18 protein-coding genes are annotated in these 24,663 nt (G+C 54.4%); 4 read left to right on the top strand and 14 right to left on the bottom strand.

The genetic code is table 11. The features are described 5' to 3' along the window. Window positions 1-49: 49 nt before the first annotated feature. Together ACQE3Z_RS10245 and ACQE3Z_RS10240 are read left to right on the top strand one after the other, a co-directional pair. Window positions 50-1,084: an aminopeptidase gene (locus ACQE3Z_RS10245; RefSeq protein WP_426973698.1), complete on the top strand. Its 1,035-nt coding sequence runs from the start codon at window positions 50-52 to the stop codon at window positions 1,082-1,084. After that, on the top strand, window positions 1,084-1,368 hold the full coding sequence (locus ACQE3Z_RS10240; protein ID WP_250650740.1) for a YciI family protein: 285 nt from the start codon (window positions 1,084-1,086) through the stop codon (window positions 1,366-1,368). Before ACQE3Z_RS10245 ends, ACQE3Z_RS10240 begins: the two co-directional genes overlap by 1 nt. Before the next feature lie 464 nt (window positions 1,369-1,832). On the opposite strand, the gene cysH is transcribed toward ACQE3Z_RS10240, so the two are convergent. The 3 genes from cysH to cysJ are packed head-to-tail and all read right to left on the bottom strand — an operon-like array spanning window position 1,833 to window position 6,102. Then, window positions 1,833-2,564, bottom strand: coding sequence for a phosphoadenosine phosphosulfate reductase (gene cysH / locus ACQE3Z_RS10235; RefSeq protein ID WP_426973750.1), 732 nt, complete (start codon window positions 2,562-2,564; stop codon window positions 1,833-1,835). Window positions 2,565-2,575: 11 nt separating this feature from the next. After that, the gene (gene cysI, locus ACQE3Z_RS10230; protein WP_426973696.1) at window positions 2,576-4,288 is read right to left on the bottom strand and encodes an assimilatory sulfite reductase (NADPH) hemoprotein subunit; all 1,713 of its coding nucleotides are present in this window, start codon (window positions 4,286-4,288) and stop codon (window positions 2,576-2,578) included. Further along, window positions 4,288-6,102 carry an NADPH-dependent assimilatory sulfite reductase flavoprotein subunit gene (cysJ, locus tag ACQE3Z_RS10225; RefSeq protein WP_426973694.1) on the bottom strand — a complete coding sequence of 605 codons (1,815 nt, stop codon included), beginning with the start codon at window positions 6,100-6,102 and terminating at the stop codon, window positions 4,288-4,290. Before cysJ ends, cysI begins: the two co-directional genes overlap by 1 nt. A gap of 305 nt (window positions 6,103-6,407) precedes the next feature. On the opposite strand from cysJ, the gene queD reads away from it, so the two are divergent. Continuing rightward, window positions 6,408-6,770, top strand: a complete 363-nt coding sequence (queD, locus tag ACQE3Z_RS10220; RefSeq protein ID WP_250650743.1) for a 6-carboxytetrahydropterin synthase QueD — start codon at window positions 6,408-6,410, stop codon at window positions 6,768-6,770. Window positions 6,771-6,777: 7 nt separating this feature from the next. On the opposite strand, the gene ACQE3Z_RS10215 is transcribed toward queD, so the two are convergent. From ACQE3Z_RS10215 to rlmD, 8 genes are all read right to left on the bottom strand, one after another. Next, a complete protein-coding gene (locus ACQE3Z_RS10215; RefSeq protein WP_426973692.1) occupies window positions 6,778-8,085 on the bottom strand; it encodes an NAD(P)/FAD-dependent oxidoreductase in 1,308 nt (435 codons plus the stop codon). A 64-nt stretch (window positions 8,086-8,149) separates the two neighbouring features. Next, window positions 8,150-8,821, bottom strand: a complete 672-nt coding sequence (queE, locus tag ACQE3Z_RS10210) for a 7-carboxy-7-deazaguanine synthase QueE (protein ID WP_426973691.1) — start codon at window positions 8,819-8,821, stop codon at window positions 8,150-8,152. Window positions 8,822-8,957: 136 nt separating this feature from the next. Next, entirely contained in the window at window positions 8,958-10,826 is a 1,869-nt protein-coding gene (locus ACQE3Z_RS10205; RefSeq protein ID WP_426973749.1) for an acyltransferase family protein, read from the bottom strand. 235 nt (window positions 10,827-11,061) lie between these two features. Further along, entirely contained in the window at window positions 11,062-12,357 is a 1,296-nt protein-coding gene (gene eno, locus ACQE3Z_RS10200) for a phosphopyruvate hydratase (RefSeq protein ID WP_085070408.1), read from the bottom strand. Between the two features lie 78 nt (window positions 12,358-12,435). Continuing rightward, window positions 12,436-14,073 carry a glutamine hydrolyzing CTP synthase gene (pyrG, locus tag ACQE3Z_RS10195; protein ID WP_250650746.1) on the bottom strand — a complete coding sequence of 546 codons (1,638 nt, stop codon included), beginning with the start codon at window positions 14,071-14,073 and terminating at the stop codon, window positions 12,436-12,438. 422 nt (window positions 14,074-14,495) lie between these two features. After that, window positions 14,496-15,290 (bottom strand): nucleoside triphosphate pyrophosphohydrolase, encoded by a 795-nt coding sequence (mazG, locus tag ACQE3Z_RS10190; RefSeq protein ID WP_250650747.1) that lies wholly within the window; start codon window positions 15,288-15,290, stop codon window positions 14,496-14,498. Window positions 15,291-15,353: 63 nt separating this feature from the next. Continuing rightward, complete coding sequence (relA, locus tag ACQE3Z_RS10185; protein ID WP_426973690.1) at window positions 15,354-17,585, bottom strand: GTP diphosphokinase; 2,232 nt, start codon at window positions 17,583-17,585, stop codon at window positions 15,354-15,356. 28 nt (window positions 17,586-17,613) lie between these two features. Then, the gene (rlmD, locus tag ACQE3Z_RS10180) at window positions 17,614-18,930 is read right to left on the bottom strand and encodes a 23S rRNA (uracil(1939)-C(5))-methyltransferase RlmD (RefSeq protein ID WP_426973689.1); all 1,317 of its coding nucleotides are present in this window, start codon (window positions 18,928-18,930) and stop codon (window positions 17,614-17,616) included. Window positions 18,931-19,021: 91 nt separating this feature from the next. Here rlmD and barA point away from each other — a divergent pair, with 91 nt between their 5' ends. After that, window positions 19,022-21,751: a two-component sensor histidine kinase BarA gene (barA, locus tag ACQE3Z_RS10175; RefSeq protein ID WP_426973688.1), complete on the top strand. Its 2,730-nt coding sequence runs from the start codon at window positions 19,022-19,024 to the stop codon at window positions 21,749-21,751. Here barA and ACQE3Z_RS10170 read toward each other — a convergent pair. The 3 genes from ACQE3Z_RS10170 to garL form a co-directional block, all read right to left on the bottom strand. Continuing rightward, window positions 21,742-22,890, bottom strand: a complete 1,149-nt coding sequence (locus tag ACQE3Z_RS10170; protein WP_426973687.1) for a glycerate kinase — start codon at window positions 22,888-22,890, stop codon at window positions 21,742-21,744. The genes barA and ACQE3Z_RS10170 overlap by 10 nt on opposite strands. 83 nt (window positions 22,891-22,973) lie before the next feature. Beyond that, window positions 22,974-23,864, bottom strand: a complete 891-nt coding sequence (gene garR / locus ACQE3Z_RS10165) for a 2-hydroxy-3-oxopropionate reductase (RefSeq protein ID WP_085072294.1) — start codon at window positions 23,862-23,864, stop codon at window positions 22,974-22,976. Between the two features lie 13 nt (window positions 23,865-23,877). Continuing rightward, window positions 23,878-24,639, bottom strand: a complete 762-nt coding sequence (gene garL / locus ACQE3Z_RS10160) for a 2-dehydro-3-deoxyglucarate aldolase (RefSeq protein WP_426973685.1) — start codon at window positions 24,637-24,639, stop codon at window positions 23,878-23,880. Between the last annotated feature and the right edge of the window lie 24 nt (window positions 24,640-24,663).

Raw genomic sequence — 24,663 nt, 5'->3', positions numbered from 1 at the left:
CAAAATTATTTCGTTTTCGCGTCATCGGATGACGTCTAAGGACTATGGTATGTTTTCCTTGCTCCGCCTGAGCGCGTTGGCCGCGTTGCTCAGCTGCGGCATCAGTTTGCCGGTTAGCGCCAGCACCCCGGTTCCCGGCCAGTTTGCAGAGCAGCAATTACGTCATATCGCCACCTGGTTTCCTGGCCGCATGGCGGGTAGTCCGGCAGAGCTGTTGACCGCCAACTATCTTCAGCAACAGTTTGCAGAGATGGGTTATAAGAGCGATAAGCGCGATTTTAAAACCCGGGGCCCCTGGCGCGACAATAATGGCAAGACGCACTGGCGCAATCTTACCGCCACGTCGGTGATTGCTGCGCGTGCCGGAGAGGTACCGCAGGAGATTTTAGTGATTGCGCACCTGGATACCTGGCGGCCAGTGAGCGAAGAGGAAACCGAGAAGGATATCGGCGGGCTGCGTCTTCAGGGGGTGGATGATAACGCATCCGGGCTTGGCGTGATGCTGGAGCTGGCGCAGCTGCTTAGTCATAAGCCGCTGCATTACGGCGTGCGTTTTGTAGCGCTCAGCGCTCATCAGGATGATTTACAGGGTATGGATGCCTATATCTCACGGATGAAAGCCGCCGATCGCAAGAATACGCTGTTAGTGATCGATCTTGATAGTTTGATTGTGGGCGATCGGCTCTATTTTAACAGCGGAAAGAATACTGCTTCTGCGGTGATCAAACAGACGCGCGATCGGGCGCTGGATATTGCTCATCGTTACGGTATTAACGCCGCCACGCGTCCAGCCCATAGCGCGCCTTATCCACTGCCTAACGCTTTTGATGCTGCGGGTTTTCCGTTGCTGACGGTGCGTGCTGCGAACTGGGATTTAGGCAAGAAAGATGGGACGCAGCAGCGGGCCATTTCTCGCCATTTTCCGCAGGGCGTCAGTCATCATCAGACCGCGCGGGATAATTTGAATTATCTTGATCGATGGTTACCTGGACGCATCAGCGCGCGAGCGCGCGATAGCGTGCGGATTCTGTTTCCTTTGATTAACGAGCTGGCTAATCCACCTGCTACTCATAAGGAGTCATAATGTACATTATTAATCTGAGCTACCATCGCCCGATTGAAGAGGTTGAGGCCCTGACCGAAGCGCATGTTGACTGGCTGAAACGTTATTTTGCTGCTGAGGTTTTTATCGCCGCAGGCCGTAAGGATCCACGCAGCGGCGGAGTGATTATGGCGAAGGATATCGATCGCGATCGTCTGGATACAATTCTGGCAGAAGATCCTTTTGTAGCAGTGGCACATTATGAGGTGATGAAGGTGAATATTTCGCTGACCTCAGAAGCGTTAAAGGCGCTGGCTGAGGGTTAAGCGTTAGCGGAGTGCGCGCGGCTGTTTTGTCTGAAGTAGGCTCCGTGCCGGTGTATTTAAAGCAAAGTCGGCTTCGGTCTGAAACAAACTCCGTGCCGGTCTGTAACAAACTCCGTGCCGGTCGCGGGAAGGACGGGGCCATCGGCGGCACGGCATGCACCCATCCCTGGGGCCTCCGCCCGCGCCTTCCCTGGCGCGGGAGGTCCGCCTCCTGGCCCCGTCCTTCCCTCTCCCCTAATTCCGCACTTACGATACTTAACCTTAAAAAAGCGTCACTACTACATTAGCAGTGGTGAAAATCATCTGCATTTTCAAGAAACGGTAAACAGGCTGCACAAAAGCTAAGCCAGCGGCAAACAGACAGCGCCGATGTATAGGGAAGCGGCGAATGGGGCCGGAGTAAAGCCTCCTGAAAACAAAAGGCGGCCTTTCAGCCGCCTTTCTCTTAAACTCGCTGCACGACCTTACTCATGCAGCCCGCATTCCCGTTTTAAACCGAAGAAACGCGTCTCCTCCTCGGCCATACCCGGCTCCCACTTGCGCGTGGTATGCGTATCGCCCACGGACAAATAGCCTTCATCCCACAGCGGGTGATAGCCCAAACCGTGCTGCTGCAAATATTGATAAACCTGACGGTTATCCCAGTCGATGATGGGCAACACTTTAAACACGCCGCGCTGTATCGCCAGCACCGGCAAATTTGCACGGCTGCCGGACTGATCGCGACGCAAACCGGCAAACCAGCTCTGTGCGCCGAGCGTCTGTAACGCACGATTCATCGGCTCAACCTTATTGATCTCGTTATAGCGCTCAATCCCTTCCACGCCCTGCTCCCACAGCTTACCGTAACGCGCTTCCTGCCACGCCGGCGACTGCTCCGCACGAAATATCTTCAGGTTCAGATCCAGCTTCTCTGTCAGCTCATCAATAAAGCGGTACGTCTCCGGGAACAGATAGCCGGTATCGGTCAGGATCACCGGGATGTCTGGCTTCTGGCGCGTAACCAGATGCAGCGATACTGCCGCCTGAATACCAAAGCTGGAAGAGAGAACAAACTCACCCGGCAGGTTTTCCAGCGCCCAGATCACGCGATCCTCGGCGGACAGCGCTTCCAGCTGCGTATTCACCCCAGCCAGCGCCATGATGCGCTCAACTTTCGGTAACTCATTCAGTGCTGCAAGATCGAGTACAGGCATCATCCCCTCCGTTATTCCCAGAAATCCCGGGCTGGATCGACCACTGGTTTGACAACACCGGCGCGAATGGTGAAATCCCCAAAGCCTTCGCCCGGCGTGCGCTCTTGCGCCCAACGACCTACCAGCTCATCGATATGCGCCAGAATCTCAACTTCAGTGATATTTTCACGATACATACGCGGAATACGTGTGCCGCTGCGGTTGCCGCCAAGATGCAGGTTATAACGTCCCGGCGCTTTACCTACCAGCCCCAGCTCCGCCAGCATGGCGCGCCCGCAGCCGTTAGGACAACCGGTCACGCGCAACACAATATGCTCATTGCCGACGCCGTGCTTCGACATAATCTCTTCCACACGCGTCACAAAGGCAGGCAGAAAACGCTCCGCTTCCGCCATCGCCAGCGGACAGGTCGGGAACGCGACGCAGGCCATTGAGTTTTCACGCTGCGCGGTCACGCTCTCCATTAATGCATGCGAACGAGCGATCTCCTCAATGCGTGCCTTCTCGCTTTCCGGTACGCCCGCCACAATCAAATTCTGATTGGCAGTCAAACGGAAATCGCCCTGATGAATTTTGGCAATCTCCGCAATGCCGCTCTTCAATGGACGTCCCGGATAATCAAGCAGACGGCCATTTTCAATAAACAGCGTTAAATGCCACTTATTATCAATTCCCTTCACCCAGCCAAAGCGATCGCCACGCGTGGTGAACTCATAAGGACGGATCGGCTCAAAAGTGATCCCGGCCCGACGCTCCACTTCTGCTTTAAACGTCTCAACGCCAACGCGCTCAAGGGTATATTTGGTCTTGGCATTCTTACGATTGGTACGATTGCCCCAGTCGCGCTGAGTCGTTACCACCGCTTCGGCAACCGCCAGCGTTTTATCCAGCGGCAGATAACCAAACTCGCTGGCGGTACGGGCGTAAGTCTCTTTATTGCCGTGCTCGATGGACAAACCGCCACCTACCAGCAGGTTAAAGCCTACCAGCTTGCCGTTCTCGGCGATGGCGACAAAGTTCAGGTCGTTCGCGTGCAGATCGACATCGTTATGCGGCGGCACCACAACGGTGGTTTTAAACTTACGCGGCAGGTAGGTTGCGCTGAGGATCGGCTCCTCTTCGGTGGTGGCGACCTTTTTCTCGTCCAGCCAGATCTCGGCATAAGCACGGGTACGCGGCAGCAGATGCTCAGAAATTTTCTTCGCCCACTCATACGCTTCCTGATGCAGTTCAGACTCCACCGGGTTAGAGCTGCACAGCACGTTGCGGTTCATATCGTTCGCCGTGCCGATCGCGTCCAGCCCCACTTCGTGCAGCATCTGATGCGCCGGTTTCACATTCTTTTTCAGAATGCCGTGAAACTGGAAAGTCTGGCGGTTCGTTAGACGGACGCTGCCGTATAGTGTGTTTTCCGTTGCGAACTTCTCAATCGCCAGCCACTGCTTCGGCGTAATGATGCCGCCCGGCAAACGACAGCGCAGCATCATCGCGTGACGCGGCTCCAGCTTCTGCTCGGCACGTTCGGCGCGAATATCTCGGTCATCCTGCTGATACATACCGTGAAAACGGATCAGCAGAAAGTTATCGCCGCTAAAGCCGCCGGTCAGGCCATTGTGTAAATCTTCGGCAATCGTCCCGCGCAGAAAATTGCTCTCTTTTTTCATGCGCTCCGCATCGGAGAGTTTTCCTTCGACGACCAGCGGTCCTGGGTGTTTTTCACTCATTAGTAAACATCTCGCTGATAACGGCGCTCAATGCGCAGCTCACTTAAAAACTCATCAGCCGACTCAAGGTCCATTCCGCCCTGCCCGGCTACCACTTCCAGTAACGCCTGCTCAACGTCTTTTGCCATACGGTTGGCATCGCCGCAGACATAAATATGTGCGCCTTCCTGTAGCCAGCGCCACACTTCCGCACCTTTCTCGCGGATTTTGTCCTGAACATAAATTTTATGCTGCTGGTCGCGCGACCAGGCTAAATCAATATGGGTCAGCAGCCCCTCTTTGACATAGCGCTGCCATTCCACCTGATAAAGAAAATCTTCGGTGAAATGCGGATTGCCGAAGAACAGCCAGTTCTTCCCGCTGGCACCGTCGTTTTCACGCTGCTGCATAAAGGCGCGGAACGGCGCGATCCCGGTACCCGGCCCAATCATAATCACCGGCGCATCAGGATCGGCAGGCAGGCGGAAGTTATCGTTATGCTCGATAAACACCCGCACTTCTCCCTCTTCCTCCAGCCTGTCGGCCAGATAGCTGGAAGCGCCGCCCGCACGTGGGCGACCATCAATTTCATAACGCACCGCGCCGACGGTGATATGCACTTCGTTTTCCGTCTCAGCCTGTGAAGAGGCGATGGAATAGAGGCGCGGCGTCAGCGGACGCAACAGCGACAGCAACTGCTCCGGATTCAGCTCGCCAGGTGCCTGACGCGCCATATCCACAATCGGTACGGTTTGCGCATAATGCTGCAGCTGGGCCTTATCCGCCGCCAGCGCCAGCAGCTTTTCGTTGCGTACCAGTTTGGCGTACTGCTCAACGATTTGCGGCGTGTTAACCGTTAGCTCAAAATGCTGCTGCAACGCCTGTGAGAGCGGCAGGCTTTGCCCTTTCACCTCAACAATTTCATCGCCGCGCAGCCATAACAGTTCAGTCAGCTCTTTTACCAGCGCCGGATCGTTTTCATACCAGATGCCAAGCGCGTCGCCCGGCTGATAGCGCAGCCCGGCATCGCCTAAATCGATTTCAATATGGCGCACATCTTTATCGGAGCCACGGCCGGTAATTTTCTGGTTAACCGAAAGCGTGGCGACCAGCGGTTCGTCACGCGTATAGGGCGTGGTGAAAACTTCATTATAAGTGCCGCTGGCGGTAGCAACGGCCTGCGCCGGCGTGTCGGTGGGAACGCGCTTTTGCAGCAGCGCAACGATCTCTTTACGCCACTTTTCCGCATCAGCAGCAAATTCCACATCAGCATCAACGCGATCGAGCAGCCGTTCCGCGCCCAGCTCAGCCAGCCTGGTATCGAAATCTTTTCCGGCCTTGCTGAAAAACTCATATGACGTGTCGCCCAGGCCAAACACCGCAAACGCGGTCTCCGTCAGCTTCGGTGCCTTTTTGGACATCAGATATTTATGCAGCGCAACTGCCTCTTCCGGCGGATCGCCTTCGCCCTGCGTAGAGGTCACCACCACCAGCAGTTTTTCCTGAGCGATCTGTTTGAACTTATAGTCACCGGCATTCACCAGCTTCACATTCAGTTTCGCTGCCAGTAAATCATCACGCAACTGCTCAGCGACACGGCGCGCATTACCGGTTTGCGAAGCGGAGAGCAGCGTAATGGCTGGTGCCTCTGCGGCGGGCGCGGGCGCGCTCTGCACGGCGGCAACAGCACCGGGCGACTGGTTAACCACCCCCCAGAAATAGCCAGAAATCCATGCCAGCTGCGTCGTTGATAAATCTTGGGTCGCCGCCTGCAAGCGGGCGAGTTGCTCCGGCTGAAGCGGGAGCAAAGAACCTGGGGGAGCCTGAGTCGTCATTGCCTTGATGATTCCAGTATCAGTGATGCCAAACCGTTCAGAGACGGAAGATAGCGTAGAGGTTACCGAGTCGCATATTAACCGGTAAATAAGGGTTAGAAATAATAAATAACCAAAACGCCTAAACGCTTTTGGTGATAAAGCTTAACGCTTTAGCTTCTTATTAAAGAGTTTACTTATCAAAGAGTTAATCAGTGAGCATTTATTGCGCAGCGTTAAAAATAGCGGTAGCGGGGGAAACGGGTGCGAAAAAACTGTTTTTCCGGTAGACTTCGCCGGTTTTTGCAACAACTGAGATACCGATTATGGCAACTACGCTTTTTAAAGATTTCCAGTTCGAAGCCGCCCATCATCTGCCGCATGTGCCTGAAGGCCATAAGTGTGGACGTTTGCACGGTCACTCATTCCTGGTGCGTCTTGAAATCACCGGCGATGTCGACCCTTATACCGGCTGGATTATGGATTTCGCCGAGCTGAAGGCCGCTTTTAAACCGGTATACGATCGTCTGGATCACTATTATCTGAACGATATTGCAGGCCTGGAAAATCCCACCAGCGAAGTGCTGGCGCAGTGGATCTGGCAACAGATGAAACCGGTAGTGCCGCTGCTTAGCGCGGTCATGATCAAAGAAACCTGCACCGCCGGTTGCGTGTATCGCGGCGAATAAGCACCGTTTATCGCTCTTTTTTTCCCAGCCAGCGTTCTTTCTGTAACGCACCGTTGATAGCGATATTCAGCACAGGCGACGGGGGAAGCCAGTTTGCTTTACCCAGCGCCTGCATTTCAGCCAGCAACGGATTATCTTCCCCCACGGCATAATCCGCCAGCAGCTCTCCGGCAATTGTTTGCTTTGAGATCCCCGCGCCGTTGCAGCCGCCAGCAGTATAAAGATATTTATTTATACGGCCCCATTGCGGTGCACCGTTACGCGTCACGCTAATGGTTCCCGACCAGCAATGACTAAACGCTACGTCTTTAAGCTGCGGATAGATTTTGTGGAAGAGTTGAGAATGCAGGCGGGCCGCCTGCTGCGTCTGACGTGCGCTGATCATACCCTGTAGTGCAGGGATCACATGCTGACGAATCAGGAAACGGCGATCCTGCGTAAACCGGAGCGTGGCACCCGCGATAGCATTTACTGGCGTCAGGCCCCAACTGTCCATTTTTGGCAGTCGTGCAAGCTGCTGTTGAGTGAGCGGCGGCGTCAGGCTGGCGAAAGTCGCCATTGCTGCCTGGCGACGCAGGCCGGGCAGCAAATGCCCCAATAAGGCATTGGTCCCCAGCATCGCTTTTTTAGCCCGCACCGCGCCAGTTGCAGTATAAACGGTCACGCCCTGATGATAATCGATGGTCAGCGCCGGGCTGTGGTACCACAGAGAGACATTATCAGGCAGCGTAGCAGCCAGACCAGAAATCAGCAGGGCTGGATTCACTAATACCGTATTCGGGGTAAAGATCGCTTTATGATAAAAACGGGTGCCCAGCTTCTCCTGTAAGGCATCGCTATTCAGCAGCTGATAATCTTCCGCCATCTGCTCCAGACTGGAACAGTAACGTTGTAAAATCTTTTCCTGTCCAGCCGCGACCTGGCAATGATATTTTCCGGCGCTCTCCCATTCACATTCGATGTGATGCTTGTCCACTAATCCCTTCAGCCGCTGCATGCCTGCCTGCAGCAGTTGACGATAAGCATGAGCTTTTTTTAGCTCGGCCGTTGAGCTACCGATATTGTGTGGCAGTCCGATGATAAAGCCGGAATTTCTACCGGACGCGCTTTCATAAGCTGTGCCAGCCTCCAGCACTGCAATTTTCCATGCGGGCTTTAGCGTTGCCAGCCGTCGGGCAAATGCCAGCCCGGCGTAACCGGCACCTATCACCACCCAATCAGCGTCGATCAAAGAGGTTAATGCCGGAAACAGATGCGGTTGCGGATACTGGCTAAGCCAGCCGGAGATGTTTTGATTAAACGGTAGATGAGGCATAACCCTTCCCTTGGTGTGGTCATTCCGAAAACAGAAGTGTACCACCCGCAGGCAAGGGCGTTAATCAGGCAATATTGAGATATTTATGGGTCTGCATCGAAAGCCGCCAGTTGCGGGCAATGCAGGTGGCAATACAGAGACGCGTCGCGTCCTCTTTCTGACTGATCGGCTGCAGCGCAATAATCCGCGCTTTATCATCCTCTACGCGAACCAGCAGTTGATCCAACGCATCGATATCACGCTGACGTGCCACCGGATGCTTGATCTCATCGGCACGCACCAGCGCCTGGTCCAGCACATCATAACCGCCACGCATATTAACCTTAGGCGATACCGTGACCCAGGTTTGCGCCGTACAGCGCACCGGATGCGTACCGCTGGTTTCAATCTGACAGCTGAAGCCAGCCTGCTGCAGCGCGTCGGTCAACGGGGTTAAATCGTGGATGCACGGCTCGCCGCCGGTAATCACCACATGGCGTGCGGTCCACTGCTGTTGATCGATGGTTTGTAATAAGGCAGCGGCATCGGCAGCGCCCCAGGCATCGCTTTCCACCGTTTTTATCAGAATATCGCCCAGCGAGGTTTCCCGATCGGCCAGCTTATCCCATGTGTGTTTGGTATCGCACCAGCTGCAGCCAACCGGGCATCCCTGCAAGCGGATAAAGATTGCCGGAACGCCGGTATAAAAACCTTCGCCCTGCAACGTCTGGAACATTTCATTAATCGGGTACTGCATCACGCACTCACGTCAGGAGAATTAAGGGCGCAGATTATGGCAGATGAAGGGAGGGACGCCAAATATCATGGACAGAAAAGGCACAAACTGAAGAGAGAAAAAGCCGCCCGCTATCAGGCCGGGCGGCTTTTGCCTGTTACAGGAATTTATTATGGTACATCGTTACTATCGCCTGGCGCGCAACATCATTCGCGCCGCTTAGCGTAAAGTGTCCATAATCAAACGCGCTTGGCTGACCGTTTGAAGCCAACACGTGGCAAACATCATTCGGACACATGATGTTGTATACCGAGATATAACCAACCTTCTCTTCCGCTACCGCCTGCTGCATGCGTAGATCGATGCCTTTGATATTGCGGTTGATAGAGCTTGAGACTAAATCTTTACGTCCGTTCTCCTGGTAGGCCAGCAGATCCGGCAGCGCCTCAGCATACTCAATCGTCGGCCCCATAACGGTGATGTTGTTGGTGACTTTTTTTAGCGCTTCCAGTGTCGCTTTCAACGGCGCGATATCTTCCGGCAACCAGCGAGCAGAGATAATGATGCCATCCACTTTATGGTTGGGCAGCCACTGCTGATAAACATAATCCATCAGTTCCGTACATTTATTATTGATGGACTGGTGCGATACCGGCTTACAGCCTGCTGAGGTGGCCTGCATCAGGTTAACGCTCTCTCCTGCCGCAAGGCTAAGCGCACGCCAAAGATGGGCACCGTGGCTGTCACCGACCAGCAGATAATTTTTTTCCGTGGCGGAAGTTTTCAGGCAGAAATCGCGATCGTAATGCCCTTTCGCCTCGCTGTTGCCATCAATAAAGCATTTACCTAAACGGAACTGATAAAAATATTCATCGGTATTACGATATTGAGAGAATTTCGCTACCGCCAGCGCCTGATCGGAAAATTTACCGGACTCATTACTGACATGGCTTTTATACAGTGTAGCCGACGCGATAAGCACCAGGCCGACCACAGAGAAGGCGGAAACCGCTACCGGATTCAGGTTCGACAGCTTGTAACGGAAAGGAATTTCAATCAGATAGCGGGAAGCAATAGCCAGCCCAAAGGTCAGCGTCAGCACCAGCAGATCGCGCATTCCCTCATTCATATTCAGGAACATCTTGCTGTAAACGATAAGCGGCCAGTGCCAGAGATAGAGGCAGTAGGAGATCATGCCGATATAAACCACCGGCTTTAATGCCAGAATGCGGTTTACGATGGCCTCCCGGCCCGCCAGAATCAGCAGGAAACTACCGAGACATGGCCAAAGCGCGTTCCACGACGGAAACGGCTTGCTGGTGCTGAGCCAGAAAAAGCCGAACAGAATCAGCGCCAGGCCGGCAAGGCTCATCAGATGCCTGATTTCCTGACGCACGGTCGCCATACGTGTTTCCAGGGTCGAAACCGCGATAAGCCCGCCAATTGCCAGCTCCCATGCGCGTGTAGGCAACATATAAAAGGTAAAGTCGGGCTTTTTCAGCACGCCAACCACGCTAAGCAGAAACGACACGGCGATGATGGCCAGCATGACCTGAGTAACACGATGACGGAACCAGCGTACGGCAAACAGCAGCACGATTGGGAACAGAATGTAGAACTGTTCTTCTACCGCCAGAGACCAGGTATGCAGCAGAGGTTTTAGTTCTGCGGGGCCGGCGAAGTAACCGGTCTGCTGCCAAAAGAAAATATTTGAAGAGAAAAGCGTGGTGGCGATAGCGCTATTGCCCAGTTCGGTAAACTGCGCCGGAAGCAGGTTATGATAGCCAAACAACAAGGTGGCTATCAGCACAACAAACAGCGGCGGCAAAATACGTAAGCAGCGTCGCTTGTAGAACTCCAGATAAGAAAACTCACCTTTCATGGCACTCTGATAAATAATGCCGCAGATCAGATAGCCCGATATCACGAAAAAGATATCAACCCCGGTGAATCCACCAGGTATACCGGTCACGCCCAGGTGATAGGCGATCACCGGCAGCACGGCAAGTGCGCGTAGACCGTCAATATCAGCGCGCTATTTCATTTTAAACCTTCCGTATCATTACAATTAATGACGTAAGGTGTACATATTTCTGTTAAGAATTAACCCTTCCTTAAACCAAATCAGACAGTTCTGGAAAAGTGCTTTTACACCGCAACTGGTTAATTAACAACGTAATAATAAAAAAGCCCCATCACAAGACGGGGCTTTTCAGAAAATACGCAGGTCACATTATTCAGATGCGAGCTGAAAAGTCTTATTACTGACCTTTCACTTCTTTCAGACCGTTGAACGGTGCTTTAGAACCCAGCGCTTCTTCGATACGAATCAGCTGGTTGTATTTAGCTACGCGGTCAGAACGGCTCATAGAACCGGTTTTGATCTGGCCAGCTGCAGTACCTACCGCCAGGTCAGCGATGGTAGCATCTTCAGTTTCGCCTGAGCGGTGAGAGATAACGGCAGTGTAGCCTGCATCTTTCGCCATCTTGATAGCAGCCAGGGTTTCGCTCAGAGAGCCAATCTGGTTGAATTTGATCAGGATAGAGTTAGCGATGCCTTTCTCGATGCCTTCTTTCAGGATCTTGGTGTTGGTGACGAACAGGTCATCGCCCACCAGCTGGATTTTGTCGCCCAGCACTTTAGTCTGGTAAGCGAAGCCTTCCCAGTCAGATTCGTCCAGACCGTCTTCGATAGAAACGATCGGATACTGTTTGGTCAGATCTTCCAGGAAGTGAGTGAACTCTTCAGAAGTGAACGCTTTGTTGCCTTCGCCAGCCAGAACGTATTTGCCATCTTTGTAGAACTCAGATGCCGCACAGTCCATCGCCAGAGTGATGTCTTTGCCCAGCTCGTAGCCTGCTGCTTTTACCGCTTCAGCGATAACGGCCAGCGCTTCCGCGTTGGAACCCAGGTTCGGCGCATAGCCGCCTTCGTCACCCACAGCGGTGTTCATGCCTTTCGCTTTCAGCACTTTTGCCAGGTGATGGAACACTTCAGAACCCATGCGGATCGCTTCTTTCACAGAGGAAGCGCCAACCGGCTGGATCATGAATTCCTGGATGTCAACGTTGTTGTCAGCGTGCTCACCACCGTTGATGATGTTCATCATCGGCAGCGGCATAGAGAATTTGCCCGGCGTGCCGTTCAGTTCAGCGATGTGCTCATACAGCGGCATGCCTTTAGCTGCGGCAGCAGCTTTGGCGCTTGCCAGAGAAACAGCCAGAATCGCGTTAGCACCGAAGTTAGATTTGTTTTCGGTACCATCCAGGTCGATCATGATCTTGTCGATGTTCGCCTGATCTTTGGCATCTTTACCTAGGATAGCTTCAGCAATCGGACCGTTAACCGCAGCAACGGCTTTGGTGACGCCTTTACCCAGGAAACGAGATTTGTCACCGTCACGCAGTTCCAGCGCTTCGCGAGAGCCGGTAGAAGCCCCTGACGGCGCGGCAGCCATACCTACAAAACCGCCTTCCAGGTGAACTTCAGCTTCAACAGTCGGGTTACCACGTGAGTCGATGATTTCACGACCGATGACTTTAACGATTTTGGACATTAGTTTTTCCTCAGTACAAGTTAAGCTAAAACTCAGACAAACAGTGCGCGAAACGTTCGCGCACTGTTATAAAAACGCTTACTTCACTTGATGCTTCTGGTACTCGCTTGCAGCTTTCACAAAGCCGGCAAACAGCGGGTGACCATCGCGGGGCGTTGAGGTAAATTCCGGATGGAACTGACACGCAACAAACCACGGGTGGTTCGGGTTTTCGATAATCTCAACCAGCTGATTGTCCCCGGAGCGACCTGCAATGCGCAGACCCGCCGCTTCGATAGGTTTTAACAGCATGTTGTTCACTTCATAGCGGTGACGATGACGCTCAACGATGGTATCGGAGCCGTACATCTGACGCACCAGGCTATTTTCGGTCAGCTGACACTGCTGGCTGCCGAGACGCATGGTACCGCCGAGATCGCTCTGCTCGCTGCGAACTTCAACGTTGCCGTTTTCATCGCGCCATTCGGTGATCAACGCCACCACCGGATATTTACAGTCTGGCACAAATTCCGTTGAGTTGGCATCAGCCATGCCCGCAACGTTACGGGCAAACTCCATCAGCGCCACCTGCATACCCAGGCAAATGCCCAGATAAGGAATATTATTTTCACGCGCATATTGAGCGGTGAGAATTTTGCCTTCGATACCGCGCGGGCCAAAGCCACCCGGCACCAGAATCGCATCGAGATCTTTCAGGACTTCAACGCCGCGCGATTCCACATCCTGCGAATCGATCAGCTTGATGTTAACCGTTACGCGATTTTTCAGGCCGCCATGCTTCAGCGCCTCAATCACCGATTTATACGCATCCGGCAGTTCAACATATTTGCCGACCATACCGATGGTGACTTCGCCGCCCGGATTCGATTCTTCGTAAATCACCTGCTCCCATTCAGAGAGGTTAGCTTCCGGCACGTTCAGGCTGAATCGTTTACAAATATAATCGTCCAGGCCCTGTGATTTCAACAGGCCAGGAATCTTATAAATGGAATCAACGTCTTTCAGAGAGATAACCGCTTTTTCCGGCACGTTACAGAACAGCGCGATTTTCGCCCGTTCGTTAGCCGGCACGGCGCGATCGGAACGGCAGATCAGCACATCAGGCTGGATACCAATGGAGAGCAGCTCTTTAACAGAGTGCTGCGTCGGCTTGGTTTTAACTTCACCCGCTGCGGCCATATAAGGCACTAACGTCAGGTGCATATAAAGGGTATGTTCGCGTCCGACATCTACCGCCATCTGACGAATGGCTTCCAGGAAAGGCAAGGATTCGATATCGCCGACGGTACCGCCGATTTCCACCAGCACAACATCGTGGCCTTCGCCGCCTTCGATAATGCGTTCTTTGATGGCGTTAGTGATGTGCGGAATAACCTGAATGGTGGCGCCCAGGTAATCACCGCGGCGCTCTTTGCGCAGCACCTCAGAATAGATGCGGCCAGTGGTAAAGTTATTGCGACGCGACATCCGGGTGCGGATGAAACGTTCATAGTGACCTAAATCGAGATCGGTTTCAGCGCCGTCATCGGTAACAAAGACTTCACCGTGCTGCGTCGGGCTCATGGTGCCTGGATCCACGTTGATATACGGGTCCAGTTTCATGATGGTCACATTCAGGCCACGCGCCTCAAGAATGGCTGCGAGGGAGGCTGCGGCAATGCCTTTACCCAGAGAGGATACGACCCCGCCGGTCACAAAAATATAGTTCGTTGTCATGCTGAACCTGAGAGTTGAGGTTTAAAGACGGTGGAATAACCAGGACGGGAAAACAGTATACTGGATTCACCTCTTACTCACAATTGATCATTGCCGCCATCGCCACACCTGATGACGGCCTACCTTACCTGGGCAATGGGTCTGGAGGGTTGATTTGGGTCATAGTGAGCGAATATTTTTTGCTAAAAGCTGAAACGAGTAAGCTAAAACTCAGGTTGAATAGCAAAAAACCTTTCTGGCAATCAGTGCCAGGGGAAGCAGGGGACAGGCTACGAAGGAAAGCCTCCGCGTCAGGGATGACGCGGCGGAGTCTCCAGGATGGATTAACGACGTCTTTACGCAGCAGTCTGTCCCCCGCTGGGGGCGGCGGGATGTTAACTTTACAAGCATGTCGGTCAGTCAAAAGGCCGCATTCAGGCTGATTAGCCTGCCGCTTTCTCCCCCGCTTTAACCTGTTGCCAGGCAGCTTCCATCTGCTCCAGCGTGGCGTCGCTCATATTCATGCCCTGCGCCGCAATAATCTGCTCGACCTGTCGAAAACGTCGCTCAAACTTCACGTTGGCTTTTTGCAACGCCGTCTCTGCTTTGGTGCCCAGATGACGCGCCAGGTTCACGGTAGCAAACAGCAGATCGCCGACCTCCTCTTCCAGCTTCGCCTCATCCACCACTGCCTGCTGCGCTTCGTGCATCACCTCATCAATCTCTTCATGCACCTTATCAACGACCGGCCCTAATGAGTTCCAGTCAAAGCCCACGCTGCGGCAACGTTTCTGAATTTTTTGCGCACGCATCAGTGCCGGTAACGCCTGTGGAATATCATCCAGCGCCGAGTGCTGTGCCTTCCCGGCGCGCTCCTGCTGTTTGATCTGCTCCCAGTTATGCAGCACTTCTTCGCTGTCTTTTACCTGCGCGTCGGCGAAAATATGTGGATGACGCCGTTCCAGCTTATCGGCGATGCCGTGACAAATATCATCGAAAGTAAAACGTCCCTCTTCCCGCGCCATTTGGGCATAAAAAACCACCTGAAACAGCAGATCGCCCAACTCATCGCGCAGATCGTCATAGTCTTCGCGCTGAATGGCATCGATCACCTCATAGGTCTCTTCTAATGTATAGGGGGCAATCGTGGCGTAAGTTTGTTCGCGATCCCAGGGGCAGCCGTGCTGCGGATCGCGCAGCGTCTGCATAATAGTCAGCAGACGATCAAGAGCAGTCATAGTGAAACCTTAATACCAATAAGCGGGAGCGACATGCCGCGCCAGGCACGGCATGTCAGATAATTAATGAAGACGTCGGGCGTCTATAATGTCGGGAACCTGATTAAGACGCGCCAGAACGCGACCCAGCACCTGCTGATTGTAAATCTCAATATCCATATCAATGGTTGCCAGTTGCTTACGCGTATCGCTGCGGCTGGAGACGCCCAGCACATTCACCTTCTCATTGGCGAGAATAGTGGTAATGTCGCGCAGCAGCCCGCTGCGATCGTTGGCGGTCACGCGCACCACCAGCGAATAGCCGCTGGAGTAGCTTTCGCCCCAGACCGCATCCACAATTCGCTCCGGCGCATGCGACATCAGCTCTGCCAGCTGATCGCAGTCGGCGCGGTGGATGGAGATCCCCCGCCCCTGCGTAATAAAACCTACGATATCGTCGCCAGGAATCGGCTGACAGCATCGGGCAATGTGGTGCATCAGATTGCCGACACCCTCCACCACTACTCGCCCGCTCTCTTTTCCGGCGCGCTGCGGCGTATGGCTTTTCTGCGTCAGCTGGCGCAGCGCCTCGCGGTCTTCCTCCTCCGCGCTTGGCTTATTCAGCTTCGCCTGCAGGAAGTTAACCATCTGATTCAGACGTATATCGCCACCGCCGATGGCCGCCAGTAATTCATCCAGCGTACCCACGTTATAGCGCGGCAGCAGCAGCTTCTCCGCCTCTTTCAGGCTAATATCCAGCTGATTCAGTTCGTTATCCAGAATCTGACGGCCCGCCACGATATTCTTATCGCGATCCTGCTTGCGGAACCAGGCGTGGATTTTAGAGCGGCCACGGCTGGTGGTGACATAGCCGAGATTAGGGTTTAGCCAGTCGCGGCTGGGGTTGGGCTGCTTTTGCGTGATGATTTCAATCTGATCGCCCATCTGCAACTGATAGGTAAAGGGCACGATACGGCCGCCAATCTTGGCACCGATGCAGCGGTGTCCAATATCGCTGTGAATGTGATAGGCGAAATCAAGCGGCGTCGAGCCTGCAGGCAGATCCACAACGTCGCCCTTCGGCGTAAACACATACACGCGATCGTCAAATACCTGGCTGCGCACCTCTTCCAGTAACTCGCCGGTGTCCGCCATCTCTTCCTGCCAGGCGATCAGTTTACGCAACCAGGCGATACGCTCTTCATGTCCATGTGCGCCGCGCGCCTGTCCACCGGAGCCCTCTTTATATTTCCAGTGGGCAGCCACCCCCAGCTCTGCGTCTTCATGCATCTGCCGGGTACGGATCTGAATCTCAACCGTTTTGCCGCCGGGGCCAAGCACCACGGTATGGATCGACTGATAACCGTTGGGCTTTGGATTCGCCACATAGTCATCAAACTCATCCGGCAGATGACGATACAGCGTATGCACAATCCCCAGCGCGCCATAGCAATCCTGCAAACGCTCAGCGACAATTCGCACCGCCCGCACGTCAAACAGCTCGTCAAACGCCAGCGACTTCTTCTGCATCTTGCGCCAGATGCTGTAGATATGTTTTGGACGGCCATAGACTTCAGCCTTCACGCCTTCGCGCGTCATCTCGGTGCGCAGGCTTTCCACGAAGGTTTCGATATATTGCTCGCGGTCGATACGCCGCTCATGCAGCAGCTTTGCAATACGTTTGTATTCGTCTGGATGAAGATAGCGGAAGCAGAAATCCTCCAGCTCCCACTTGAGCTGCCCGATGCCAAGACGGTTGGCTAACGGGGCGTAGATATTGGTACACTCTTTGGCTGCCAGAACGCGCTCATCTTCCGGCGCATCCTTCATTTCACGCAGATGGGCGATACGCTCAGCCAGCTTGATCACCACGCAGCGGAAATCTTCCACCATCGCCAGCAGCATGCGGCGCACGTTATCCACCTGCTCGGAAGCCATCGAGTCGTTATGGATCGCCTTAAGCTGACGAATGGCATCCATATCGCGCACGCCATGCACCAGCGAAACGATCGCCTTGCCAAAGGTTTCTTCCAGCTTCTCTTCTGAAACGATGTCAGCATCCGCCAGCGGAAAAACCAGCGCGGCGCGCAGGGTGTCATTGTCCATGCTCAGCATCGACAGGATCTCGACCATTTCAATGCCGCGCCACAGCAGCAACGCCTGATCGGGATGCGCCTGAGTGACAGACTCACAATAGCGCCAGGTATCGGCCAGTCGTTCACTTGATTGCGGGTTCACGATCCCCAGACTGGTGATCCATTCATCGAGCGCGAACTCACCCGCCGTATTCAAATGTGCGCTTCTTACCGCAACCATAACCTCTCCTGGCAACCTGTAAAGATACTTATGTTTTACCGAATAGCACCATGGATTCAAGATGACCGGTATGCGGAAACATATCGAGCATCGCAACCCTTTCTAACTGGTAACCGGACGACAGCAGTACCTGACTGTCGCGGGCAAGTGTAGTCGGGTTACAGGAAACGTAAACAATACGTTGTGGCGCAAGTTTAACAATATGTTGCATCACGCCTGCTGCGCCTGCACGTGCCGGATCCAGTAACACCTTGTCAAAACCGTGCGCCGCCCAGGGCTGGCGCGTCACATCTTCTTCCAGGTTCTCATGAAAAAAGGTGATGTTTTCAAGACAATTCTGGCGGGCATTATACGCACCTTGTGCTGTTAAAGCTGCTACGCCCTCCACACCCACAACATTTTGTGCAGCCTTTGCTATCGGCAAGGTAAAGTTTCCCATGCCGCAAAACAGATCTAACACCCGGTCGTGCGGCTGCAGATCGAGCCACTCCAGCGCCTTCGCCACCATTTTATGATTGACCGCGTCATTGACCTGAATAAAATCGCGCGGACTAAAGCTCAGTTTCAACTGATGCGACATATAGTAAGGCGGCTCGCCGCTAATCTGTTGTAACTGCTCGCTATCCGGCGCCAGAAACAACGCCAGCTGGTGCTCATGCGAAAAGCGTTCCAGCTTTTGCCGATCGCCAACGCTTAGCGCATCAAGATGTCGCAACACCAGCACCGGACCGTTATCCGCCTGCACCAGTTCAACATGCCCCAGACGTCGTACTGCCTGTAGCGAGGCGAGACAGGCCCTGAGCGGCACCAGCAGCGCATCAAGTTCGGGCTTCAAAATGGGGCAATGGTCGATGGAAACCAAGTCGTTTGATGCGGTTTTACGAAAGCCCATCGTGAGCGTCTGCGTTTTGGCCTGATATTGCAGACCAAGACGCGCACGGCGGCGATAGCCGTAAGCGCTGTCGCCGATAATCTCATCTACCCGGGTTGGCTGTGCGGTTTCCCACGTGAGCAGATGCGCTAGCGCGTTGGCCTTGCTCTGCTGCTGCAACTCCTGCGAAGCGTGCTGCTGCTGACAACCGCCGCAAACGGTAAAATATGGGCAGCGCGGCGTAACGCGTTGCTCGCTGGGCTGAAGAATTCGTCGTGCACGACCGCGTGCGTACTGACGTTTATCCTCCTGCAGCTCAACCTCTACCTGCTCGCCCGGCAGTGCGCCGCTGACAAATAGCGTCTTGCCCTGATGGCGAGCCACGCCCTGACCAAAAGCATCAAGATCGTGAATAGTGACCGTAATTGTTTGTCGGGTCGTCACACGCCGTTTTGCGGAGTAGAATTGCGCCATAGTGGAATAAAATCTCTGAATAATTGCTATGCGAAGTTACGCCTGACTGACGGCGTTACTGCCCAGCGTAATTGTCTCATACCGGACTATCATGACCAAATACAGCCTGCGGGCAAGGATGATGATTTTAATACTGGCCCCGACCTTAATGATTGGTCTGCTGCTCAGTACTTTTTTTGTGGTGCATCGCTATAACGAGCTACAACGCCAGTTAGTGGATGCCGGGGCAAATATCATCGAACCGTTGGCGGTTTCCAGTGAATATGGCATGACCTTTCACAGCCGCGAATCAGTACGTCAGCTGGTGAGCCTTTTGCATCGCCGTCATTCCGATATCGTGCGCGCCATTACGGTATTTGATAACAATCATCAGATATTTGTTACCTCTAACTATCACCTGAATCAGGAACTGCTGCGCCTGTCAGGCGGCGCTAAGCCACCTAAACTGACAACGATAGAACGCCTCGGTAATGTCATTGTTCTGCGCACGCCGGTGGTATCAGAAAATTACTATCCGGATGAATCGCCTGGGCGGGACGTTAAGCCTACAGGTAATCCGCTGGGCTACGTGGCGATTGAGCTGGATCTGCAGTCGGTCAGGCTTCAGCAATATAAAGAAGTGTTTGTCTCTACGCTGCTGCTGCTGTTTTGTCTCTGTATCGCCATGATGTTCGCCTATCGCCTGATGCGCGACGTTACCGGTCCGATACGCAATATGGTCAGCACGGTGGATCGTATTCGTCGCGGTCAGCTCGATAGCCGCGTTGAAGGCTATATGCTTGGCGAACTGGATATGCTGAAAAACGGCATTAACGCCATGGCGATGTCTTTGACTGCCTACCATGAAGAGATGCAGCAGAATATCGATCAGGCGACCTCTGACCTGCGTGAAACGCTGGAGCAGATGGAAATCCAGAACGTTGAGCTGGATCTGGCCAAGCGCCGGGCACAGGAGGCGGCCCGCATCAAATCAGAATTCCTTGCCAATATGTCGCACGAGCTGCGCACGCCGCTTAACGGCGTTATCGGCTTTACGCGTCAGACCTTAAAAACACCGCTCACCTCCACGCAGCGCGACTACCTGCATACCATCGAACGCTCGGCTAATAACCTGCTTAGCATCATCAATGACGTGCTGGATTTCTCGAAGCTGGAGGCCGGGAAGCTGGTGCTGGAAACAATTCCGTTCCCGCTGCGCGCCACGCTGGATGAGACGCTGGTGCTGCTGGCGCCTTCCGCCCATGATAAAGGACTGGAGCTGACGATTAATGTTCAGGGCGAGGTGCCGGATAATGTGATTGGCGATCCGCTGCGCCTGCAGCAGATTTTAACCAACCTGATCGGTAACGCGGTGAAGTTTACTGAACGCGGCAATATTGATATTCGTGTGGAAAAGCGCGGCTTAAGCAATAGCAGCGTCGAGCTGGAAGTGCAGGTACACGATACCGGTATTGGCATTGCTGAGAAACAGCAGTCGCAGCTGTTTGAGGCTTTTCGTCAGGCCGATGCCAGTATTTCCCGGCGTCACGGCGGAACCGGTCTTGGGCTGGTTATTACCCAGAAGCTGGTGAAAGAGATGGGCGGCGATATCGCTTTTCACAGCCGTCTGGGCCAGGGGTCGACATTCTGGTTCCATGTCAGCCTGGCGCTGAATCCAAACGCCGCCAGCGATCCTCGCGCGCTGGATGGGCTGCGCGGCAAGCGTCTTGCCTATGTTGAGGCGAATCCGGCCGCAGCGCAGGCGGCGCTGGATATTTTGAGCGCCATGCCGCTTACGGTCAGCTACAGCCTGACGCTCGAAGGCCTTACCGAGACGCGTTACGATATGCTGCTGATCGGTTTGCCTGTCTGCCAAAGCAGCGACAGCGTGCTATCACAGGCTTTTATTAACAGCCTGAAGGCACGCGCCGACTGCGTAATTATGGCCCTCTCCAGCCAGATGTTATTGCAGGCGGAGCAGTTAAAAACACACGGTATCGATGCCTGTTTATGCAAGCCGGTAACCCGCACGCGGCTGCTGCCGGTGATGCTCGATTTGCAGGCGCGCAAACGCTATGACCTGCCCGCCCGCGCGCGTCTGCCGTTGGCGGTCATGGCGGTTGATGACAATCCCGCCAACCTCAAGCTGATTGGCGCGCTGCTGGAGGAGCAGGTGGAAAATATTGTGCTGTGTGACAGCGGCGAAAAAGCGATTGAGGTCGCCCGTCAGCAGGCGCTGGATATTATTCTGATGGATATTCAGATGCCGGAAATCGACGGTATTCGTGCCAGCGAGCTGATTCGTGAGCTGCCCCAGCATGCCAATACGCCGATTATCGCAGTGACTGCCCATGCCATTGATGGCGAGCGCGAACATTTAATCAAAGCGGGAATGAATGATTATCTTGCCAAGCCGATTGATGAGGTGAAACTCAGTCACCTGCTGGCGCGCTACTCTCCAACGCTTCTGCCGGGCGTGCCGGAAGCGCCTGCAATTCCAGCCTCCCTTGACTGGCAGCTGGCGCTGCGTCAGGCGGCCAACAAACCCGATCTGGCACGCGACCTGCTGAAAATGCTGCTTGATTTTCTGCCGGAGGTGCAGGAGAAAATCGAGCAGAGCCTGGTGGAAAACCGTCAGAATGGGCTGCGGGAAATCATCCATAAACTGCACGGCAGCGCCAGCTACAGCGGCGTACCGCGCATGAAACAGCTGTGCCGACAGATTGAACATAGCCTGCGGCTGGATGGCGAAGTGATGGCGCTGGAACCTGAGCTGCTGGAGCTGCTGGATGAGATGGAAAATGTGGCGCAGGAGGCGCGCCACATTTTGAGTCAGTCCTGATTAAAAGCCTGACCGATTTTCAGGGTTGCGGCGATATTGCGTGCCGTCATACGTACGTTTTGCGCCGCGTTATTCAGCGCATCTTCCAGCGTACAGATGGAATAGATCACGCTGTAAACCGCGTCCAGGCCATGCTGGTGAACCACGCCGACATCTGCCGTCAGGCTACCGGCAATACCAATTACCGGCTTGTTGTAGCGCTTCGCGACTTTTGCCACGCCAATGGGCACTTTGCCGTGAACGGTTTGACTGTCGATACGGCCTTCGCCGGTGATCACCAGCGTGGCATCTTTGACTAACTCATCCAGCCCCAACGCTTCGGTAACGATTTCGATTCCGCGCCGCAGTTCTGCCTGGCAAAACGCATGCAGGGCCGCGCCCATTCCCCCCGCCGCGCCGCCGCCGGGGATATGCAGCACGTCAATATCGAGATCGCGCTGAATAATGCCCGCGTAGTGCGCCAACGCGCTATCAAGCTGGGTAACTAACGCTGGCGTCGCACCTTTCTGCGGACCAAAAATCGCCGAAGCCCCTTCATCGCCCGTGAGCGGGTTGGTAACATCGCAGGCCACCTCAAAGCGGCACTGACGCAGGCGCGGATCGAGCTGGCTGATATCAATGCGCGCCAGCTGCGGTAACGCTCCGCCGCCGTAACCAATCTGCTCATCCTGCGCGTTAAGCAGCCTGGCTCCCAGCGCCTGCACCATCCCGGCGCCGCCATCGTTTGTCGCACTGCCGCCGATGCCGATAATAAAATGTTGTACGCCGCGATCCAGCGCGTTAGCGATAAGCTCACCGGTGCCCCAGGAGGTGGTGACCAGCGGATCGCGCTGCGCGGGCGGCACCAGCTCTAGGCCACTGGCTGCGGCCATCTCAATAAACGCGCAGCTTTCATCGCCAGACAAACCATAAAAAGCATCAACCGGCTCCCCTAAAGGACCGGTAACCCGTAACCTGACAATTTTACCCTGCGTGGCCGCTACCATCGCCTCTACGGTGCCTTCACCGCCATCCGCCACCGGCAGTTTGACATATTCAGCATCGGGAAAGATTGCCCGAAAGCCGTTTTCAATCTCCGAAGCGACCTGCAGGGCGGATAAACTCTCTTTATACGAATCCGGTGCGATAACGATTTTCATAAGTAGTCCGAGCGCTGTTGAGCTGGCCGCAGCCAGAAAACGAAGCCGGTCAGCCTGACCGGCTCTGTAACCGGTGCGGATGGCTAGCGTGAAATTTCAACCTTCGCTAACTTTTCATAATAGCAGGCCAGCGCACTGTGATCGGAGGTGCCCATGCCATCTGCTTTTAACGCCTGCATCATTTCCATGACAGCGGCCGTTAACGGCAACTGCGCGCCAACCCCATGCGAGGTATCCAGCGCATTACTGAGATCTTTAATATGCAGGTCGATACGGAAACCCGGTTTGAAGTTACGATCCATCACCATTGGCGCTTTGGCATCCAGCACCGTGCTGCCTGCCAGCCCGCCACGGATAGCCTGATAAACCAGATCCGGGTTAACGCCCGCTTTGGTCGCCAGCGAGAGCGCTTCTGACATCGCGGCAATATTCAGCGCGACAATGACCTGGTTCGCCAGTTTGGTCACGTTGCCTGCGCCGATATCACCGGTATGCACAACCGAACCGGCCATCGCTTTCATCAGATCGTAATAACGGTCGAAAACCGCTTTGTCGCCGCCCACCATCACCGACAGCGTGCCATCGATCGCTTTGGGTTCGCCGCCGCTCACCGGCGCATCCAGCATGCTGATGCCTTTTGCCGTCAGCGCCTGATGAATTTCGCGGCTGGCCAGCGGCGCAATCGAGCTCATATCAATCAGTACCGTGCCGGGTTTCGCCCCCTCGATGATGCCATTTTCGCCCAGCGCCACCTCTTTAACGTGCGGCGAGTTTGGCAGCATGGTAATGATGACGTCGCACTGTTCGGCGACCTCTTTCGGCGTTTTCGCCGTGGTGGCACCCAGCTCAACCAGCTCCGCCTCGTTTTGCGTATTGGAATCACGAACCACCAGCGTATAACCCGCTTTCAGCAGGTTTTTGCTCATGGGTTTGCCCATAATGCCCAGACCAATAAATCCCACTTTCATTGCTATTCCCCTTGTTAAGCTATTTTTTAAAACGATCGCAAAGCGCCTGCGTGGCGTTACGGAACACGCCCAGATCGCTTCCCACGGCAACAAAGGTTGCACCCCATTCCAGATAGCGGCGCGCGTCAGCCTCGACCGGGGCCAGAATGCCGCTCGGTTTGCCTGCGGCTTTCGCCCGCGCAAAGATATGCTGAATAACTTTTAACACTTCAGGATGGGCAGGCTGCCCCAGATAGCCGAGCGCAGCGGAAAGATCGCCCGGGCCGACAAAAATGCCGTCCACGCCATCAACATTCGCAATGCTGTCGAGATTTTCCACACCCTGCTGGCTCTCAATTTGCACCAGCACGCTGACATTACTGTTGATATCAAGGTTGTAGTCCGGCAGCGTGCCGTACATGTTGCTGCGATGCGAAACCGAGACGCCGCGAATACCGGCGGGCGGATAGCGCGTTGAGGCCACCGCCAGTGCGGCTTCCTCTTCGCTTTCCACAAACGGGATCAAAAAATTATAAAAGCCAATATCCAGCAGGCGTTTGATAATCACCGGCTCATTGCAGGGCGGACGAACCACCGCTGCGCTGGGACTGCCTTTAAGCGCCATCAACTGCGGTACAAAGGTGGTGATATCGTTCGGCGCATGTTCGCCGTCCAGCACCAGCCAGTCGAAACCCGCCAGGCCAAGAACCTCTGTGGTAATAGGATTTGCCAGCGAACACCAGCTGCCGATCAGCGTTTCGCCGCTTAGCAGACGTTGACGAAAATAGTTGGACCAGGACATGTTGTTTCCTCTCGGTTAAGCGCG

This window comes from Pantoea sp. FN0307 (assembly GCF_050113815.1).
Lineage (GTDB): Bacteria > Pseudomonadota > Gammaproteobacteria > Enterobacterales > Enterobacteriaceae > Mixta > Mixta alhagi.
This window is presented reverse-complemented; position numbering and strand designations above follow the sequence as displayed.

Bases quoted from the DNA above. Each gene is read 5' to 3' on its own strand.
- barA (WP_426973688.1), top strand. From the start codon at position 19,022: ATGACCAAATACAGCCTGCGGGCAAGGATGATGATTTTAATACTGGCC.
- pyrG (WP_250650746.1), bottom strand. From the start codon at position 14,073: ATGACAACGAACTATATTTTTGTGACCGGCGGGGTCGTATCCTCTCTG.
- relA (WP_426973690.1), bottom strand. From the start codon at position 17,585: ATGGTTGCGGTAAGAAGCGCACATTTGAATACGGCGGGTGAGTTCGCG.
- eno (WP_085070408.1), bottom strand. From the start codon at position 12,357: ATGTCCAAAATCGTTAAAGTCATCGGTCGTGAAATCATCGACTCACGT.
- cysH (WP_426973750.1), bottom strand. From the start codon at position 2,564: ATGCCTGTACTCGATCTTGCAGCACTGAATGAGTTACCGAAAGTTGAG.
- ACQE3Z_RS10245 (WP_426973698.1), top strand. From the start codon at position 50: ATGTTTTCCTTGCTCCGCCTGAGCGCGTTGGCCGCGTTGCTCAGCTGC.
- ACQE3Z_RS10170 (WP_426973687.1), bottom strand. From the start codon at position 22,890: ATGAAAATCGTTATCGCACCGGATTCGTATAAAGAGAGTTTATCCGCC.
- ACQE3Z_RS10215 (WP_426973692.1), bottom strand. From the start codon at position 8,085: ATGCCTCATCTACCGTTTAATCAAAACATCTCCGGCTGGCTTAGCCAG.
- ACQE3Z_RS10240 (WP_250650740.1), top strand. From the start codon at position 1,084: ATGTACATTATTAATCTGAGCTACCATCGCCCGATTGAAGAGGTTGAG.
- queE (WP_426973691.1), bottom strand. From the start codon at position 8,821: ATGCAGTACCCGATTAATGAAATGTTCCAGACGTTGCAGGGCGAAGGT.
- cysI (WP_426973696.1), bottom strand. From the start codon at position 4,288: ATGAGTGAAAAACACCCAGGACCGCTGGTCGTCGAAGGAAAACTCTCC.
- queD (WP_250650743.1), top strand. From the start codon at position 6,408: ATGGCAACTACGCTTTTTAAAGATTTCCAGTTCGAAGCCGCCCATCAT.
- garL (WP_426973685.1), bottom strand. From the start codon at position 24,639: ATGTCCTGGTCCAACTATTTTCGTCAACGTCTGCTAAGCGGCGAAACG.
- cysJ (WP_426973694.1), bottom strand. From the start codon at position 6,102: ATGACGACTCAGGCTCCCCCAGGTTCTTTGCTCCCGCTTCAGCCGGAG.
- rlmD (WP_426973689.1), bottom strand. From the start codon at position 18,930: ATGGCGCAATTCTACTCCGCAAAACGGCGTGTGACGACCCGACAAACA.
- mazG (WP_250650747.1), bottom strand. From the start codon at position 15,290: ATGACTGCTCTTGATCGTCTGCTGACTATTATGCAGACGCTGCGCGAT.